Source organism: Paenibacillus sp. FSL H7-0735 (assembly GCF_038008505.1).
Lineage (GTDB): Bacteria > Bacillota > Bacilli > Paenibacillales > Paenibacillaceae > Paenibacillus_AQ > Paenibacillus_AQ odorifer.
The window spans coordinates 5,731,088-5,747,094 of sequence record NZ_JBBOZH010000001.1 but is presented as its reverse complement, the minus strand read 5'-3'; the positions used below and the strand labels follow the sequence as shown (position 1 = coordinate 5,747,094).

The 16,007-nt window shown below is 40.1% G+C and carries 10 protein-coding genes, 8 tRNA genes and 2 rRNA genes; 19 read left to right on the top strand and 1 reads right to left on the bottom strand.

Going from position 1 to position 16,007, the window contains the following annotated elements:
- Window positions 1-82 precede the first annotated feature (82 nt).
- The 14 genes from NSS82_RS26080 to NSS82_RS26015 all read left to right on the top strand — a co-directional run bounded on the left by NSS82_RS26080 (window position 83) and on the right by NSS82_RS26015 (window position 10,158).
- Window positions 83-3,009 (top strand): 23S ribosomal RNA (locus NSS82_RS26080).
- A 128-nt stretch (window positions 3,010-3,137) separates the two neighbouring features.
- Window positions 3,138-3,254: ribosomal RNA gene (gene rrf, locus NSS82_RS26075) — 5S ribosomal RNA — on the top strand.
- Window positions 3,255-3,825: 571 nt separating this feature from the next.
- A tRNA-Glu gene (locus NSS82_RS26070) sits at window positions 3,826-3,900 on the top strand.
- Between the two features lie 89 nt (window positions 3,901-3,989).
- A tRNA-Val gene (locus NSS82_RS26065) sits at window positions 3,990-4,065 on the top strand.
- A gap of 89 nt (window positions 4,066-4,154) precedes the next feature.
- A tRNA-Met gene (locus NSS82_RS26060) sits at window positions 4,155-4,231 on the top strand.
- Window positions 4,232-4,256: 25 nt separating this feature from the next.
- Window positions 4,257-4,334, top strand: a tRNA-Asp gene (locus tag NSS82_RS26055).
- Between the two features lie 14 nt (window positions 4,335-4,348).
- A tRNA-Lys gene (locus NSS82_RS26050) sits at window positions 4,349-4,421 on the top strand.
- Between the two features lie 36 nt (window positions 4,422-4,457).
- A tRNA-Gly gene (locus tag NSS82_RS26045) sits at window positions 4,458-4,532 on the top strand.
- A 10-nt stretch (window positions 4,533-4,542) separates the two neighbouring features.
- A tRNA-Arg gene (locus NSS82_RS26040) sits at window positions 4,543-4,619 on the top strand.
- Window positions 4,620-4,638: 19 nt separating this feature from the next.
- A tRNA-Leu gene (locus NSS82_RS26035) sits at window positions 4,639-4,717 on the top strand.
- Between the two features lie 199 nt (window positions 4,718-4,916).
- Window positions 4,917-5,486 (top strand): RNA polymerase sigma factor, encoded by a 570-nt coding sequence (locus tag NSS82_RS26030; RefSeq protein ID WP_076272381.1) that lies wholly within the window; start codon window positions 4,917-4,919, stop codon window positions 5,484-5,486.
- A 685-nt stretch (window positions 5,487-6,171) separates the two neighbouring features.
- A complete protein-coding gene (locus NSS82_RS26025; RefSeq protein ID WP_038573026.1) occupies window positions 6,172-7,716 on the top strand; it encodes a radical SAM/SPASM domain-containing protein in 1,545 nt (514 codons plus the stop codon).
- A gap of 69 nt (window positions 7,717-7,785) precedes the next feature.
- The gene (locus NSS82_RS26020; protein ID WP_036687467.1) at window positions 7,786-7,974 is read left to right on the top strand and encodes a hypothetical protein; all 189 of its coding nucleotides are present in this window, start codon (window positions 7,786-7,788) and stop codon (window positions 7,972-7,974) included.
- 330 nt (window positions 7,975-8,304) lie between these two features.
- Complete coding sequence (locus NSS82_RS26015; RefSeq protein ID WP_038573025.1) at window positions 8,305-10,158, top strand: ATP-binding cassette domain-containing protein; 1,854 nt, start codon at window positions 8,305-8,307, stop codon at window positions 10,156-10,158.
- A gap of 226 nt (window positions 10,159-10,384) precedes the next feature.
- Here NSS82_RS26015 and NSS82_RS26010 read toward each other — a convergent pair whose 3' ends face one another.
- Complete coding sequence (locus NSS82_RS26010; protein WP_051491512.1) at window positions 10,385-10,738, bottom strand: BlaI/MecI/CopY family transcriptional regulator; 354 nt, start codon at window positions 10,736-10,738, stop codon at window positions 10,385-10,387.
- A gap of 403 nt (window positions 10,739-11,141) precedes the next feature.
- Here NSS82_RS26010 and NSS82_RS26005 point away from each other — a divergent pair, with 403 nt between their 5' ends.
- Genes NSS82_RS26005 through NSS82_RS25985 form a run of 5 tightly spaced genes read left to right on the top strand, consistent with a single transcriptional unit; the run spans window position 11,142 to window position 16,007 of the window.
- Window positions 11,142-12,077, top strand: coding sequence for a D-alanyl-D-alanine carboxypeptidase family protein (locus NSS82_RS26005; RefSeq protein WP_038574794.1), 936 nt, complete (start codon window positions 11,142-11,144; stop codon window positions 12,075-12,077).
- 43 nt (window positions 12,078-12,120) lie between these two features.
- Complete coding sequence (locus tag NSS82_RS26000; RefSeq protein ID WP_038573024.1) at window positions 12,121-12,789, top strand: hypothetical protein; 669 nt, start codon at window positions 12,121-12,123, stop codon at window positions 12,787-12,789.
- Window positions 12,779-13,642 (top strand): ABC transporter ATP-binding protein, encoded by an 864-nt coding sequence (locus NSS82_RS25995; protein WP_038573023.1) that lies wholly within the window; start codon window positions 12,779-12,781, stop codon window positions 13,640-13,642. Before NSS82_RS26000 ends, NSS82_RS25995 begins: the two co-directional genes overlap by 11 nt.
- A complete protein-coding gene (locus NSS82_RS25990; RefSeq protein ID WP_076272382.1) occupies window positions 13,635-14,843 on the top strand; it encodes a hypothetical protein in 1,209 nt (402 codons plus the stop codon). Before NSS82_RS25995 ends, NSS82_RS25990 begins: the two co-directional genes overlap by 8 nt.
- Before the next feature lie 18 nt (window positions 14,844-14,861).
- A complete protein-coding gene (locus NSS82_RS25985; RefSeq protein WP_076272383.1) occupies window positions 14,862-16,007 on the top strand; it encodes a hypothetical protein in 1,146 nt (381 codons plus the stop codon).

Sequence of the window (16,007 nt, the reverse complement as noted above, 5' to 3'; positions counted from 1 at the left end):
GAATTTGCGTTTTAGAACATCTTTTAGCAACTTGTGCAAACAAGTAAATGTTATTAGTGAGATTTTTCTTCGGAAGAATCAAGGTTAAGCTAATAAGAGCACACGGAGGATGCCTAGGCGCCAGGAGCCGACGAAGGACGTGGCGAACAACGAAACTGCCTCGGGGAGCTGTAAGCAAGCTTTGATCCGGGGGTGTCCGAATGGGGAAACCCAGCTGTGGTAATTCGCAGTTACTCATTTCTGAATACATAGGAAATGTAGAGGCAGACCAGGGGAACTGAAACATCTAAGTACCCTGAGGAAGAGAAAACAATAGTGATTCCGTCAGTAGCGGCGAGCGAACGCGGAACAGCCTAAACCTAAGAGCTTGCTCTTAGGGGTTGTGGGACGTCTCACATGGAGTTACAAAGGAATATGGTAGGTGAAGAGGTCTGGAAAGGCCCGCGATAGAGGTAAAAGCCCTGTAACCTAAACTGTATTCTCTCCGAGACGGATCCCGAGTAGTGCGGGGCACGTGAAACCCCGTATGAATCCAGCAGGACCATCTGCTAAGGCTAAATACTACCTGGCGACCGATAGTGAAACAGTACCGTGAGGGAAAGGTGAAAAGCACCCCGGAAGGGGAGTGAAATAGAACCTGAAACCGTGTGCTTACAAAAAGTCAGAGCCCGATCTATGGGTGATGGCGTGCCTTTTGTAGAATGAACCGGCGAGTTACGTTTAACATGCAAGGTTAAGCCGAGAAGGTGGAGCCGCAGCGAAAGCGAGTCTGAATAGGGCGACTTAGTATGTGGACGTAGACCCGAAACCGTGTGATCTACCCCTGTCCAGGGTGAAGGTGCGGTAACACGCACTGGAGGCCCGAACCCACGTACGTTGAAAAGTGCGGGGATGAGGTGGGGGTAGCGGAGAAATTCCAATCGAACTCGGAGATAGCTGGTTCTCCCCGAAATAGCTTTAGGGCTAGCCTCGGTATAAGAGTAGTGGAGGTAGAGCACTGATTGGGTGCGGGGTCCGCAAGGATTACCAAGCTCAGTCAAACTCCGAATGCCATATACTTATTGCCGGGAGTCAGACAGTGAGTGCTAAGATCCATTGTCAAAAGGGAAACAGCCCAGACCATCAGCTAAGGTCCCCAAGTGTGTGTTAAGTGGGAAAGGATGTGGAGTTGCACAGACAACCAGGATGTTGGCTTAGAAGCAGCCACCATTGAAAGAGTGCGTAATAGCTCACTGGTCGAGTGACTCTGCGCCGAAAATGTAACGGGGCTAAACACACCACCGAAGCTATGGCTAGATACGTATGTATCTGGGGTAGGGGAGCGTTGTGTAGGGGTTGAAGGTGTACTGAAAAGAGCGCTGGACACTACACAAGTGAGAATGCCGGTATGAGTAACGAAAAGATCAGTGAGAATCTGATCCGCCGAAAGCCCAAGGTTTCCTGAGGAAGGCTCGTCCGCTCAGGGTAAGTCGGGACCTAAGGCGAGGCCGAAAGGCGTAGTCGAAGGACAACAGTTTGAAATTACTGTACCACCGTAATCCGCTATGAGCGATGGGGTGACGCAGGAGGGTAGTGACGCGGACTGATGGATGTCCGTCTAAGCAGTGAGGCTGATGTGTAGGCAAATCCGCACATCGTTAAGGCTGGGCTGTGATGGGGAGCGAAAATTATAGTAGCGAAGGTCATGATCTCACACTGCCAAGAAAAGCCTCTAGCCAGGAGAAGGTGCCCGTACCGCAAACCGACACAGGTAGGCGAGAAGAGAATTCTAAGGCGCGCGGAAGAACTCTCGTTAAGGAACTCGGCAAAATGACCCCGTAACTTCGGGAGAAGGGGTGCCCCGGTAGTGTGAATAGCACGAGGGGGCCGCAGTGAAAAGGCCCAAGCGACTGTTTAGCAAAAACACAGGTCTGTGCGAAGCCGCAAGGCGAAGTATACGGGCTGACGCCTGCCCGGTGCTGGAAGGTTAAGGGGAGTGGTTAGGGGTAACCCGAAGCTATGAACCGAAGCCCCAGTAAACGGCGGCCGTAACTATAACGGTCCTAAGGTAGCGAAATTCCTTGTCAGGTAAATTCTGACCCGCACGAATGGCGTAACGACTTGGGCGCTGTCTCAACGAGAGATCCGGTGAAATTTTAATACCTGTGAAGATGCAGGTTACCCGCGACAAGACGGAAAGACCCCATGGAGCTTTACTGCAGCTTGATATTGAATTTGGGTACGATCTGTACAGGATAGGTGGGAGCCGTAGAAATCGGAGCGCAAGCTTCGGTGGAGGCGCCGTTGGGATACCACCCTGATCGTATCTAGGTTCTAACCTAGTACCCTAATCGGGTACGGGGACCGTGTCAGGCGGGCAGTTTGACTGGGGCGGTCGCCTCCTAAAGAGTAACGGAGGCGTTCCAAGGTTCCCTCAGAATGGTTGGAAATCATTCGCAGAGTGCAAAGGCATAAGGGAGCTTGACTGCGAGACCTACAAGTCGAGCAGGGACGAAAGTCGGACTTAGTGATCCGGTGGTACCGCATGGAAGGGCCATCGCTCAACGGATAAAAGCTACCCTGGGGATAACAGGCTTATCTCCCCCAAGAGTCCACATCGACGGGGAGGTTTGGCACCTCGATGTCGGCTCATCGCATCCTGGGGCTGAAGTAGGTCCCAAGGGTTGGGCTGTTCGCCCATTAAAGCGGTACGCGAGCTGGGTTCAGAACGTCGTGAGACAGTTCGGTCCCTATCTGTCGTGGGCGCAGGAAATTTGAGAGGAGCTGTCCTTAGTACGAGAGGACCGGGATGGACGTACCGCTGGTGCACCAGTTGTTCCGCCAGGAGCATGGCTGGGTAGCTACGTACGGACGGGATAAGCGCTGAAAGCATCTAAGCGTGAAGCCCCCCTCAAGATGAGATTTCCCAATTAGTAAGACCCCTTGAAGACGACGAGGTAGATAGGTTGGAGGTGGAAGTGCAGTAATGCATGGAGCTGACCAATACTAATCGGTCGAGGGCTTATCCTATACTTAGAATGCAAATTCGTTTCGGATTCAGTTTTCAGGCATCAAGCCTGAAATACGCTTAGAAATTCATTGTCACTTCTGGTGATGAACCGAATTTCACGCGGCAGCGTCTGTTTCACAGACGCATGTTTGGTGGCGATAGCGGAGGGGTTCCACGCGTACCCATCCCGAACACGACCGTTAAGCCCTCCAGCGCCGATGGTACTTGGACCGAAGGGTCCTGGGAGAGTAGGACGTTGCCAAGCACGCAAGACCACTGTTGAGTAATCGACAGTGGTCTTTTTGTTGTACGATATTTAGCAGCTTATTATAAGGATAGGCAATCACTGTGAAGTGGTTTTTGAATGAAATTTGGTTCAGGGAAGACACAAACCGCATATGAAATGTATCGAAGAAAAACATAGCTAGCGAATATGATGGAATAATTATCGTGCCTATGACCCTAATGAATCCGGATTATTGCAGGGAAATCATCGGCAAGTTAATGGATGGAGGTATAGAGCTTTATCATTTTAGTTTGTGTGCCTCCCGAGAGACCTTGCTAAGAGATTAAGCGTTAGAGGTGAAGGAAAAGACTCTTGGGCTGCTCAGCAGATCGACAGGTGCATCACAGGGCTTGATCACGAGGTGTTTAAGCAGCATCTAGACACGAATGATAGAACTACGGGTGAAATTGTTGAGATAATAGCTCAAAAGCTTCATATCAATCTATTTCCTAGTGAAGAGTAGAAAGAAAAATAATTAGTTTAGGTATTGCTATACTTAATAATACATGATATAATCTTTTTTGTTGTCAAAACAATTTATTTTTAAAACGGCCCGTTGGTCAAGGGGTTAAGACACCTCCCTTTCACGGAGGTAACATGGGTTCGAATCCCATACGGGTCACCATTTCTTCTTGAAACGGCATTAGACTTCTAGAAAAAATGGTTGCATTACAGATTTGATTATGTTATGATAATTAAGTTGCTTCTTTACATGGAGGCTTAGCTCAGCTGGGAGAGCATCTGCCTTACAAGCAGAGGGTCGGGGGTTCGATCCCCTCAGCCTCCACCATAACACATCCCCAAAAGTGAAGTTAATGCTTCACTGAGGATTCCGGATACTTTCCGGGGAATCCAAGGAAATTAATACTTTTTTACTGACGCGGGGTGGAGCAGCCCGGTAGCTCGTCGGGCTCATAACCCGAAGGTCGCAGGTTCAAATCCTGCCCCCGCAACCAATTTTCATTAAGCAATTATTCTTCTGGAACCGTGGTGTAGTTGGCCTAACATGCCTGCCTGTCACGCAGGAGACCGCGGGTTCGAATCCCGTCGGTTCCGCCATTTTCTTGCTTTATGAGCCATTAGCTCAGTTGGTAGAGCACCTGACTTTTAATCAGGGTGTCGAAGGTTCGAGTCCTTCATGGCTCACTTCTTTAGTGAGTCGGACATCAATACATACCGTGTGCGGACGTGGCTCAGCGGTAGAGCATCGCCTTGCCAAGGCGAGGGTCGCGGGTTCGATTCCCGTCGTCCGCTCCATATAAATTTTGCGCCCTTAGCTCAGCTGGATAGAGCGTTTGACTACGAATCAAAAGGCCGGGAGTTCGAATCTCTCAGGGCGCGCCATATTTTAACTTAATACTTTGCCGGTGTGGCGGAATGGCAGACGCGCTCGACTCAAAATCGAGAGGGAAACCGTGGAGGTTCGAGTCCTCTCACCGGTATATCGAAAAAACTTGTAAGATTGCTTCCAGCAATTTTACAAGTTTTTTTTATTTTTTAAATATAGCTATTTCTAGTGGTCTTTTTGTTTCGCTGAATGCTTCTAGTAGCATATATTGTGAATCATACATCACTTCCAAAATAAGGTTTATCAACTATTATTATGTATTATAATGTAAATTAAAGGGAGTGAAAATATTCATGTTCTTCACCATCCTATCTACTGTAGAAGTTAACGAGGATGTTGTATTTCTAACAGAACTATACGATAGGTATTATCCTATTATGAAAAAGAAGGCTTATGAGATCTTGCAGGACTATGATATTGTTGATGATATGATACAGGAGTCCTTCGTCAGACTAATCAGTAAAGCCGCATTATTGCGTTCCCTAGACCTGCATAAACAAGTATCCTATCTGGTCCATACCGTACATAATACTAGTATTAATCATGCGAAGCAGCGCAAAAGACATCTGAATCATACCTCTTCAGGGATAACCGCTGACAGTATAGAGCAAATAGCCGACAAGCAGCCTAGCATCGAGGAGATGTATAGCCTCAAGGAGGATTACACAGAGATTGCCAAGATACTCAGTGAGTTATCAGAACGGGATCAGACTTTATTGTATAACAAGTACATTCTTGAATGGAGTGATCACAAGCTTGCTGCTTCTATGGATGTCCAAGCGGTGAATATTAGATCCTATTTGACCAGAGCCAGGCGCAGAGCAATGAAGCTGCTTCTTAAGAATGGCGGAAGTGGAGTATGAAGAAACATCTGCATAAGAAAAAAATAGAGGGAAATTACGAAGAAATCTTTATTTGCATGACCTTAGAGAGTAGAATATGCTGAACCTGCTGTACAGGAGAAGATAATAATACCCTTTATAGTATATCTCGGTGACATCTGTTTCGCTGACTATTGAGAGTGGGAGAACAATAAAGAATTATACGGATTATGATACTTCTATTACTCTCACCCTACAAAAGAGGTAAAACAGCAGCAATCAATGGTCTGATGTGAAGTCTTGGACCTAGTCTTTCTCGAGCATGGGCTAACATGCTTCGAACGGGTTTAACTATGTCAATTCCGGGAATACCTACCGGGTGGTACATATAACAAAATTTGTGGAATATAGTACGGTTCTGGAGACAATAAACTCCTATTCGTATGAATTCAAGTATTAAGACTCCGATTCTAGCCTAGCAAAAAAGAGCAGCGCTTATGCTGCTCTTTTTTGATTTAGAGTGTTGCAGGTTTCTATGCGAAGTTGTCTATTAAAATATGGGGCTCGGTTTAGTCTTATCAAGTAGAGTTTTCGCCTACTAAACTTCATAACCTAGATGTGGTAAGACCAAAAAGTAACATATTAAAAAAATAATGTGTTGATATTTTTTTAATATGTTACTATAATAATATTCAAGAGTTGTATTTTAATGGCAGGAGGTAATGAAATGGATTTATATAAAGATAACTTCGAAAACTTTTCAGAACTCTTTAATTACATCCAAGAATACAAAAAAGAAAAACCAGCACAAACAGCACTTTCCATAGGGAAGATATTCTCTGAACATAACTTTTACTACTTCTACGATAGTGGTACAAGTAAGGTTGTGATGCTTGACAATGATATAGCTCAGTTATTTGAATTGTTAATTTCCTCTAATAAAAGCTTAGATGAATTAAATCAATATATTTATGCTCACAACGTTAATGTAGATGAATTAATGACTTCAATTAATGAGGAGGATTTATTCAAAGGATTCAAAATTAAGCACTTATATAATGACATATCCCTAGAGTATATAAAAAATGAAATGAATACAGGGACAACGCAACTCATTTTGGAATTAACTGGAAAATGCAACATGCGTTGTCGCTATTGTATATATCATGATGGGTATCCTCACAATCGGGCGTTTACTTCAAAAAGAATGTCATCTGATACGGCGCTTAAATCTATTGATTACATGAAACTTTATGGGGATCAGCAGGAAGTTTCTATTACTTTTTATGGTGGAGAGCCTTTACTTGAATTCGAGCTATTAAAAGAAGTTATTGAATACTCGAAGGTTGCTTTAGCAGGAAGGACTATACAATTTTCTTTTACTACTAACTTGTCTGTATTAACCCCCAAAATGGCTGAATATTTTTCTACCGTTGACAATTTATCTATTCTTTGTAGCATTGATGGTCCCAAAGAAATACATGATATGTATCGAGTTTATAAGAATGGCTCAGGCTCATTTGATGACGTTTTCAAGAAATTCAAATTATTAAATAGTGTAGCTAGAAAAAATGGTAAAGAAATGCACATAAGTGCAAATGCGGTGTACATGCCTCCGTTTAGCGAAGAAAAGGTTTCTCAAATAGATGACTTTTTTACAAATTTAGATTTTACTCATGAAGATTTCCGATATCAATTAGGTTATGCCGGTCCTGGTACTGTGCCTGAAGAATTGCTTAAAAGCTCCGATTATAATGACCAATCGCTACGACAATGGCAGGATAAGCAAATCAGTATTACTAGCAATTTGGAAGAAATTAAAGAACAAACTATCTTTAATTCACTTGACAGAATTCATAAAAGAAGTGTAACAAAAAGAGCTACTAATTTTGTGCCAATGAACGGTTGTTGTGTTGTTGGATCCCGACGATTATTTGTTTCCGCAGATGGCGATTTTCTCGCATGTGAAAGGATAGGAAACAGTCCTTCAATAGGAGATATAAATCAAGGGATTATTGAGGAAAAGATTTATAAAAAATATGTTTATGAATTTTCCGAAGTTTGGGAAAATATTTGCTCTGATTGTTGGGCTGCTAAACTTTGTAGTAGTTGTTATGTAGACAGAATGGATTCTTCGGGAGTCAGGGAACCTGATCTTGCAGAGTGTGAATATTATAGAAGTACAACAGAACGTAGTTTAAGGAATTATCACAACTTACTTAGGACATCACCGGAACAGTTAGCAATCTTTAATGAAGATGTTCTTTTATAACAATTGATTTCTCGGTTTAATTGTTCTCATTTAAACCTGGATAAATACATAATGAAAGGAGGTGAGAATATGCTGAAAATTATGAATCCATATCAACAGCAAGCTATTGACAATGAGAGCATAGCTTTTCGTGCGCCATGTGTGTGTAACTCTAAATTAGCGAACCAAGCAGCTACTAAGGTTTCAGGAACTGGTTGTCAATGCTCTTGCATCGGTTCAGTAAATGAAGCGGCTAACCAAGACGCAGCAAGAAACTAGTTTTACAAACCAGCAGTATGTGTAATTCTCAATTAACGAACTATTCAGTTAATAAAATTTCAGAACCTGATTGTAATTGCTCTTGCGTCGGTTCTGTAAACAACGCGTATAACTCCGACGCGGCAAGAAATTGAGTTTCACAATACAACAGTGTCTTCGTCCAATACCGACGAAGACACTGTTGTATTCAAATCTAAGGTTGTTAGACTGGAGTTACTCTTCAGAAGGCTATGACCTATATTGAAATACAATAACCATACCACATTATTCTTCAGGGTTTAGTCACGTCCTTAGTACTTAGAACACAATTAATACTGGAGGATAATTGAGATGAAGAAATTCAACAATTTTAGACACTTTAGTAACTACTTTGCTATTATAAAAACTACTCTAAGCGTATTATTCGCCTCTTCAAAAAAATACTTCATATTAATTTTAGTCTTAAGTTCTGTTATGGCTTTACCTGATATCATAAACTTAATTGTATGGCAGCATATAATAGATCAAATAGGTTCTCTTTTAATAAATGACACCAAAGATTATATTATCATAATATATCTCTTTCTTCTTCATTTCATTATTGTACTAATAAAATTAATTATTAATAAAACTACAAATTATGTAAAGGAAATTTATACTGTATTAGTTGATAAGTATATAACAAATAAAACTATTGAAATTGTAGACAGCATGGAAATGCAAGATTTCGAAGATCCAAGACTACATAATGACATCCAAAAAACAAATGACGAGTCAACAGTGAGAAGTATAGGTATTTTGAATAACATTGTTGAGATTATCATGAATATGACTTTATTCGTTGGTACAATAAGTATATTGGCATCTTACCAGATAAGTATAGTGATTATCATCATACTATCAATAGTCCCAAGTACAATAATTAATTTAAAATCTATGTCAAAGTTATTTGAAGTATATGATAAACGATATGAAAAAACTAGGTACTATAGTTCTTTAAAGGATATGATAGTTACATATGAAAATTTCAAAGAAATGAAATTATTTTCCAACATATCTTTTATACAGAATATCATTAATAATATTTTTGAAAAGATAATTGAGCAAGATAAAAATGTAAAAAGAACTTTAACTATAAAATCTACAGTAGGTGATTCTATTCAACATTTACTGACCTATTTATTGAAAATAATTATAGTTGTTAATGGTATTATGAGTAAACTGTCAATCGGTGTGATCATAATGAGTATTGAAACTGCTACCAAGCTGCAAAATGCTTTGATCAATTTAATAAGCTGTGCTTTGACACTATATGAAAATTGTTTGTATTTATTGAGCTTTGAAAGGTTAAACAAAATAAATTCAATAAAAAGCGAGGAAGTTAGCGAGGATTTAATAAAGGATTTTGTCGTGGATTCAATTGAGTTTATAGGAGTTTATTTTAAATATCCAAGCTCATGTAACCATATATTAGAAGATATAAATTTGACATTAAAAAAAGGATTTGATTATGCAGTTGTCGGATATAACGGAAGTGGAAAAACTACGTTGATCAAGCTCATTTTAGGGTTATATGCACCAACAAAAGGCGAGATATTAATCAATGGCATTAATAGAACTATGTACGACAAGAAAGCCTATTTCGAGAAAATGAGCGCGATGTTCCAGGATTTTGTGAAGTTTCCGCTTACAATAAGAGAAAATATTGGAATTTCAATGGTTGATAATATTAACAATATGCCAGTTATAATAGAAGCTTCCGTCTTAGGTCAAGCACATGATTTTATTAATGAATTGAATAGGAAATTTGATACAAAATTATTGATTGGATGGGAAAATAGTGAGGATATTTCAACAGGACAATGGCAAAGACTTGCTATCTCAAGAAGTTTCGTCCGGGAAGCAGACGTTATGGTATTTGATGAACCAACAGCAGCTTTAGATGCTAAGACAGAAAGTGAAGTCTTTGAAAATATGGTAAACAAAAAAACAGAGAGGATTAATATAATTATTACTCATAGATTCACTAATATAAAAAATATTGATCAAATAATTGTAATACACGAAGGAAAAGTAGACGCTGTGGGGGATCATGATTTTCTGATTAGCAATAATAAAATATATGCGGAGCTGTATGACATTCAAGCAGACAACTATAAAGGATTCATTAAAGAGCCTGCTCTTGCTGGTGAGTTGTTAAAATAATATAAAGAGCTCAAAGCAGTAATCAGTGCTTGACAAAGTGTCCAAAAGGTGAAAATGGAAAAACATCTGATACTCCTGTATTGTTGTAATTCTTGAAGAAGGAATAAACAGATGTCTATATAGTATATCAACAAAATGCTTGACATACTTAATTTTTCAGTTTTCATACTCGTCCTATATGAATTTTATCTTTAACTACGGTGAGATTAAACTTGGATTTGCATAACTACTTCAATTCTTTTAAACAATCTAACTCATTATTTTCTTTAAAATGTTCTACAAAGTTCGATACTGAAAAATTCTTAGCATTTATTTTTAAAATTTGCAACTGATATGCAGCATATTGTTCTGCACTTATAACAGGCTTATAACTTCTTGTTAATACGGTGCCACTATATACAATGTCAGAAATTTCAATATATTCCTTTTTCAATAAATTCCGAACCGCTGCTTGAACGGTATTAATACCCAATCCGTCCCCTTTATCTGCGATGGCTGATGCGGTTAAATTTCCGCCATCTCGCCAAAAAACCAATAACACATCTTGTTCTTTTTGACTGATTCTAGGCAGTTTTTTCATTTCATTCACCTTTCATATAGTAGGTTGTGTTTATTATAATTGCTAAATTACAATATATCAATCTTAAAATAGTGACATCATATTTTTTTATTCTTAAAATTTACTGGTTTGTTATTAGAGCATATTAAGGGATATATGAGTGATTTACAAAGAAAGAATCAACGTTAGGCAATACCAACATTGCAGTAAAATATTTAGATGATATTTTTTTGATGTCACTATTTATTTGAAACATTTTATATATAACGCTCGGTTGAAGTTCGTGTACGGCAGGATACTAATGAAGCAGAGAAGAATAGCAAAGCCAAACCATTTATTTAAGAAAAATTTAAGATCTACACACCTAGATTTTTAAGGTGTTGAATCTATACTTTGTACCAAGAAGAGTAGGGAGAAAATGGAAATGGAGAAAGGTGAACGTAGCAAGCTAAAGAACAGGAAACCCAAGTTAGTAAGAATATCAGTATTCACAATTGTTCTTCTCGGAGTGCTAATAGGAACAGCAAGTAAACTGAATTTAGATTCACAAAAGGTCTTGCCATTCTTTGGACAGAACACTTATGCCAGTCCATATATTTATGTCTATGACAGAGAGTCTGATCAAGCCATTTACGAAGAAAGTGCGGGAGCCAAGGTTTATCCTGCCTCACTGACAAAAATTATGACCGCAATTGTCACCCTTGAGCATGTTGATGACTTATCTGTAATCGCGCCGGTAGACCGGAGAACGTTCGGCGAGCTTCTTGCAAGTAACTCTTCTATGGCCGGATTTTGCGAAGATGAGGAGGTTACCTACCAAGACTTGTTATATGGGACGCTTCTCACTTCTGGCGGTGAAGCGGCAAACACTTTAGCTGTCCATGTTGCGGGAAGTGTGGAAAATTTTGTTCTGATGATGAATGATAAAGCCGCTGAATTCAGCTTAAATGGTACACATTTCACTAGTCCTGAGGGCCTTCATGATGACAATCAGTATACAACCGCTTCAGACGTGGGAAAGCTTTTGGATTATGCATTAGCTAACGAGGATTTTAAAAAGATGTTTACTCAAGAGACATACCTGACGACATCAACAACAGACCATCCAGAAGGGATTCTGTTAGAATCGACGGTACTGAAGTACCTTAATGAAGATCAGCAAATCGGCTTCAAAATTATTGGAGGTAAATCGGGAACTACATCTGCTGCTGGACAATGTTGGGCAACACTTGGGTTAGTGAATAACCGTGAGTATATAGTCATCGTCATGGGGGCGCCATTAGAGGACATTAGTCATCCAGATCAGGCTCAGATTAGGGATACTTTAAATTTATACGGAAAATTAAGTCAGTTGAAATAAACGATAAAATGTAGAATTACATATTAAAAATGGAGGTGTCTTAGTGAAAAAAATCATAATGTTTGTATTAACTATAACCATTTTGATTGGAGGAAGCCTCTACTTCCAAAATCGAAGCAGCTACTCAGAATATGCAAGCATACAGGATGATAAAACCATCTCAGAGGATTTAATTATCTTAGATAATAATCCGAAGGATGTAAAGTCAGAGAATAAGAGTCCGGGCAATGAGGAAACTCCAAAGGATGCAACGCTAGATGATAAAAGGACTTTTGAGGATATTGCCTTGGACAAACGTCTTGATGAAGGGAGGAAAAAAAATGAAAGAACTTATCGGGAGCAAGGAAGAAAAGAGTCATCAATTAGGCCAACAATAGAAGTTCCATCTCTTTCTATCGAGGATATAACAGGCATCTACAAAACAGTTGATGCATACATGAGAGAAAATTCAGATCGGTTTCCCGAACCAGCGGACAATGGCACTAGGGGAAACACTGATGATCCAAGAATCCAAAATATTCTATACAAGGAAGAAAAAACAGGTATCATAGCAGGATTCGAAAATGAAAATCTGTTCGCATGGGAAGTGAAAAAGCTGGACGGAGAATATACCAACCTCCTGTTAGGTAGAAAGTCTACGGGAGAAGAATGGAAAGTTCTCTCGGAAGGAGACGTATATCAATTGAGAGAGGAAATTAGCGATGGAAATTAAAGCGGAGAATTTAACAAGAACATTTGGAATGAAACGGGCAATCAGTGAACTAAATTTTACATTGCCTGAAGGTGTGTATGGGCTTTTGGGTGATAATGGGGCAGGGAAAAGCACCTTGATGAGAATTCTTGTGGCAGTTGACCATCAAACTAGTGGTAAGGTTACCTTTAACGGCAAGGATATCTTCCATATGAACGACGACTACCGGAATCTTGTGGGATATATTCCCCAGGATTTCGAGGTTTATTCCGCGTTTACAGCAACAGAATATCTGGAATATATGGGAGCACTGAAGGGGTTGTCAAAAAAAGAACTGAAGCACAAAGTTCCAGAGGTATTACAGTTTGTCAACCTGGAGAATGTTGCTAATAAAAAGGTCAAAACCTTTTCCGGAGGGATGAAAAGGCGGGTGGGCATTGCCCAAGCCATTATTAACGATCCGAAGATATTAATTTTTGACGAGCCCACCGCTGGGCTTGACCCCCATGAGCGAATCCGTTTTTCAAACATCATAAGCGAAATGGGACAGGACAAGATCATCTTGTTTTCTACCCACATTATTTCGGATATCGAAGCAATTACCACCAATGTGATCATCCTAAATCAGGGGAAAATTAAAGAGCAAGGTAATGTGCAAAAGATGTTATCCGGGATTAAAGGAAAAGTATTTACTGAGGAGATGGACAGAGAGCGACTGGCCTCCTTTAAAAAGAAGCACCTGATCGTACGGATCCGGCAGGAAGAAAACGTTGTTAATGTCCGTTACTTGGGAGAAAAGGAATCAGGCGCAATCGTATGCGAGCCCACGCTGGAAGATTACTACATCTACTTAGGGAGTGGGAGCCATGCGTAATTTCATTCCATTAGAACTGAAAAAAATATTAAATAAAAATACAGTAATTATCAGCCTACTCTTTCTCACTATTATTCTGATCCCCTGGATTCAAACCGCCAAGAGTATAGATGTCTTGGATGATGAGGGAACCATACATAGCGGTCTTGGAGGCTGGAAAATTTTAAGGGAGCGCACGGTTGAGGGCACGATGACGACGGATTATTTATTACAAATGAAACAAAACTACGAAAACAGCGTGGACAAACCTTATATTGAAGGCGAAGTGGATACAGATCGCAAGTTGGGAAAAAGATTAACTTTTCCTCACGATGCGCTGAACTGGGAACTGAACTTTCCATATATAAAGTACCGTGTTCTCGATAACAGCTTAAATTTAACGGATAAGCAGCTCGCCAATTTTTATGTAGATTGGAAGGGCAGTTTTACCGAATATTTATCCACTGAACAAAATCTATTTCCTTATACAGAGAAACAAATCGAAATCATATCCCAGAAAATGCAAAAAGTACCCACCCCATTTTTATTCAAATACGATAGTGGCTGGGAGTACCTGAAAATAGGTTTATTAAATACGATCTACCTTTTCTTCATGTTCTTGGCCTTTATCCTATGCGAGGGATTCTCCAAAAACAGCAGCAAAGGAATTGACAAGGTGACCTTATCCACCAAGGAGAGCAGGAGGAGGCTGCTCAGCTACAAGCTTGGTGCCGCTTGTGTGTTTTCTACGATAGCCTATTTTGTGTATATTGCGATCATACTGCTGTTTATTACCGCAGTGTATACGCTGCACGGCTGGGACTCTTCGGTTCAAATCGGAACAATTACATTTTATTCTATGAATCAGCTTCAAGAGGGGTTACTCTATATTTCCATGGGATACTTTTCCACACTTGTCGTGACGCATCTTATCCTGTTTTTGTCAGTGGTTTTTAAAAGAGGGAAACTGGTATTAGCACTTTCACTGATTTATTTTTATCTCGTAAATACTTATCAGATGGGGAGGGGGGCGCTGATTGAAAAAGTGATGGTCTTCATGCCCCAGAACTTTATCAATAATCTTATAGGCATAGAGAAATTATATTTTGTGGGTAATACTGTATTTCCTTATGTTTTTGTCGCCCTGTTTCTGGGTACTGTGTACATTCTCTTATCTCGAATCGGTATCTCTATATGGATGAGAAGATATTATTTACAGTAGAGGAAGGTAGGTGAAATCATGAGCTATTTATCAAAAGTAAACAGAAGTAAAATCCTAAACATAAACATATTCGGTTTTTTGTTGGCATTGTTTCTGATACTTACCTTTTACAACTTAGACACCATCAAAACAGGTTATTTAAATCAGGCAAGATATGAGATAACAGATGGGACGGAATACCGGTATTTCTATCAACCGGAGGTATTGGATGAAGTTGAGATTAATAAAATTTTGGAAAAATACAGAGAACTTAGCCTACCAGAAGACAGGAATAAAGCGGATGTTGCAGATTTGCCAGCCTTGGATATGATTATCCAAGTGTATGGCTGGAACTGGACTGGAATACGGGATGTCTCAGCAGAACAATTTTATCAGGACAGGGCAGACATCATCAAAAGTGCACAGAAGGAAGCGGGGAGTTCTAGGGAAGGAATCAGCAACGGGAATTATGCAGCGGCTTCTCTCTCCGAACCTATCCGGATGGGTTATGCCGAGGGATGGAAGAACGTTAACTCAGGGATGAGCCAGTGTGTTTTTATTGTCCTGGTTCTCATTTCCATTCTACTGGTCCCAATTTTTAATGAAGACGAGACCTTGGGCGTGGACGGACTGGTCAAATCCACGAGGTTTGGAAAACGTAAGCTGAGTAGGATACGGATTATCAACGCCTTCCAGCTCTCTTTATTGCTTTATCTGGCGGCGGTGGCGATTTACATTACGCCTATATTCTTTATGTACGGTTTACAAGGAGCGGATTTGCCTATACAAAGTAGTCCACAATTTTTTTTATCAATGGTTGCGGTGAATTATTTCGAGCAGTTTTTAATCAACCTGGTTATTGGATATGTGGCAATCTCACTGATGACAGGGATTACTTTATTTATCAGCGTATTAGTCACACAGATTTATACTGGCTACGCCCTGTTACTATTCACCATAGCCATATCTTACGCCATTCAGATGAGTGAGGTATTCTTTCTGAAACATTATGTGGGCAATTTTCTGCCCATGCAGATAGCCAAGTTCAACAGCTATTACACAAGTTTTGAACCCTATGTAGGTATTTCTAGAATTATTGCCGTTCCTTCCATTACTGTTGCAGTTTTATTTATACTCCTACTATTTTTGCCAAGATGCATTAATAAAATGAGGTTTACTTCTTAG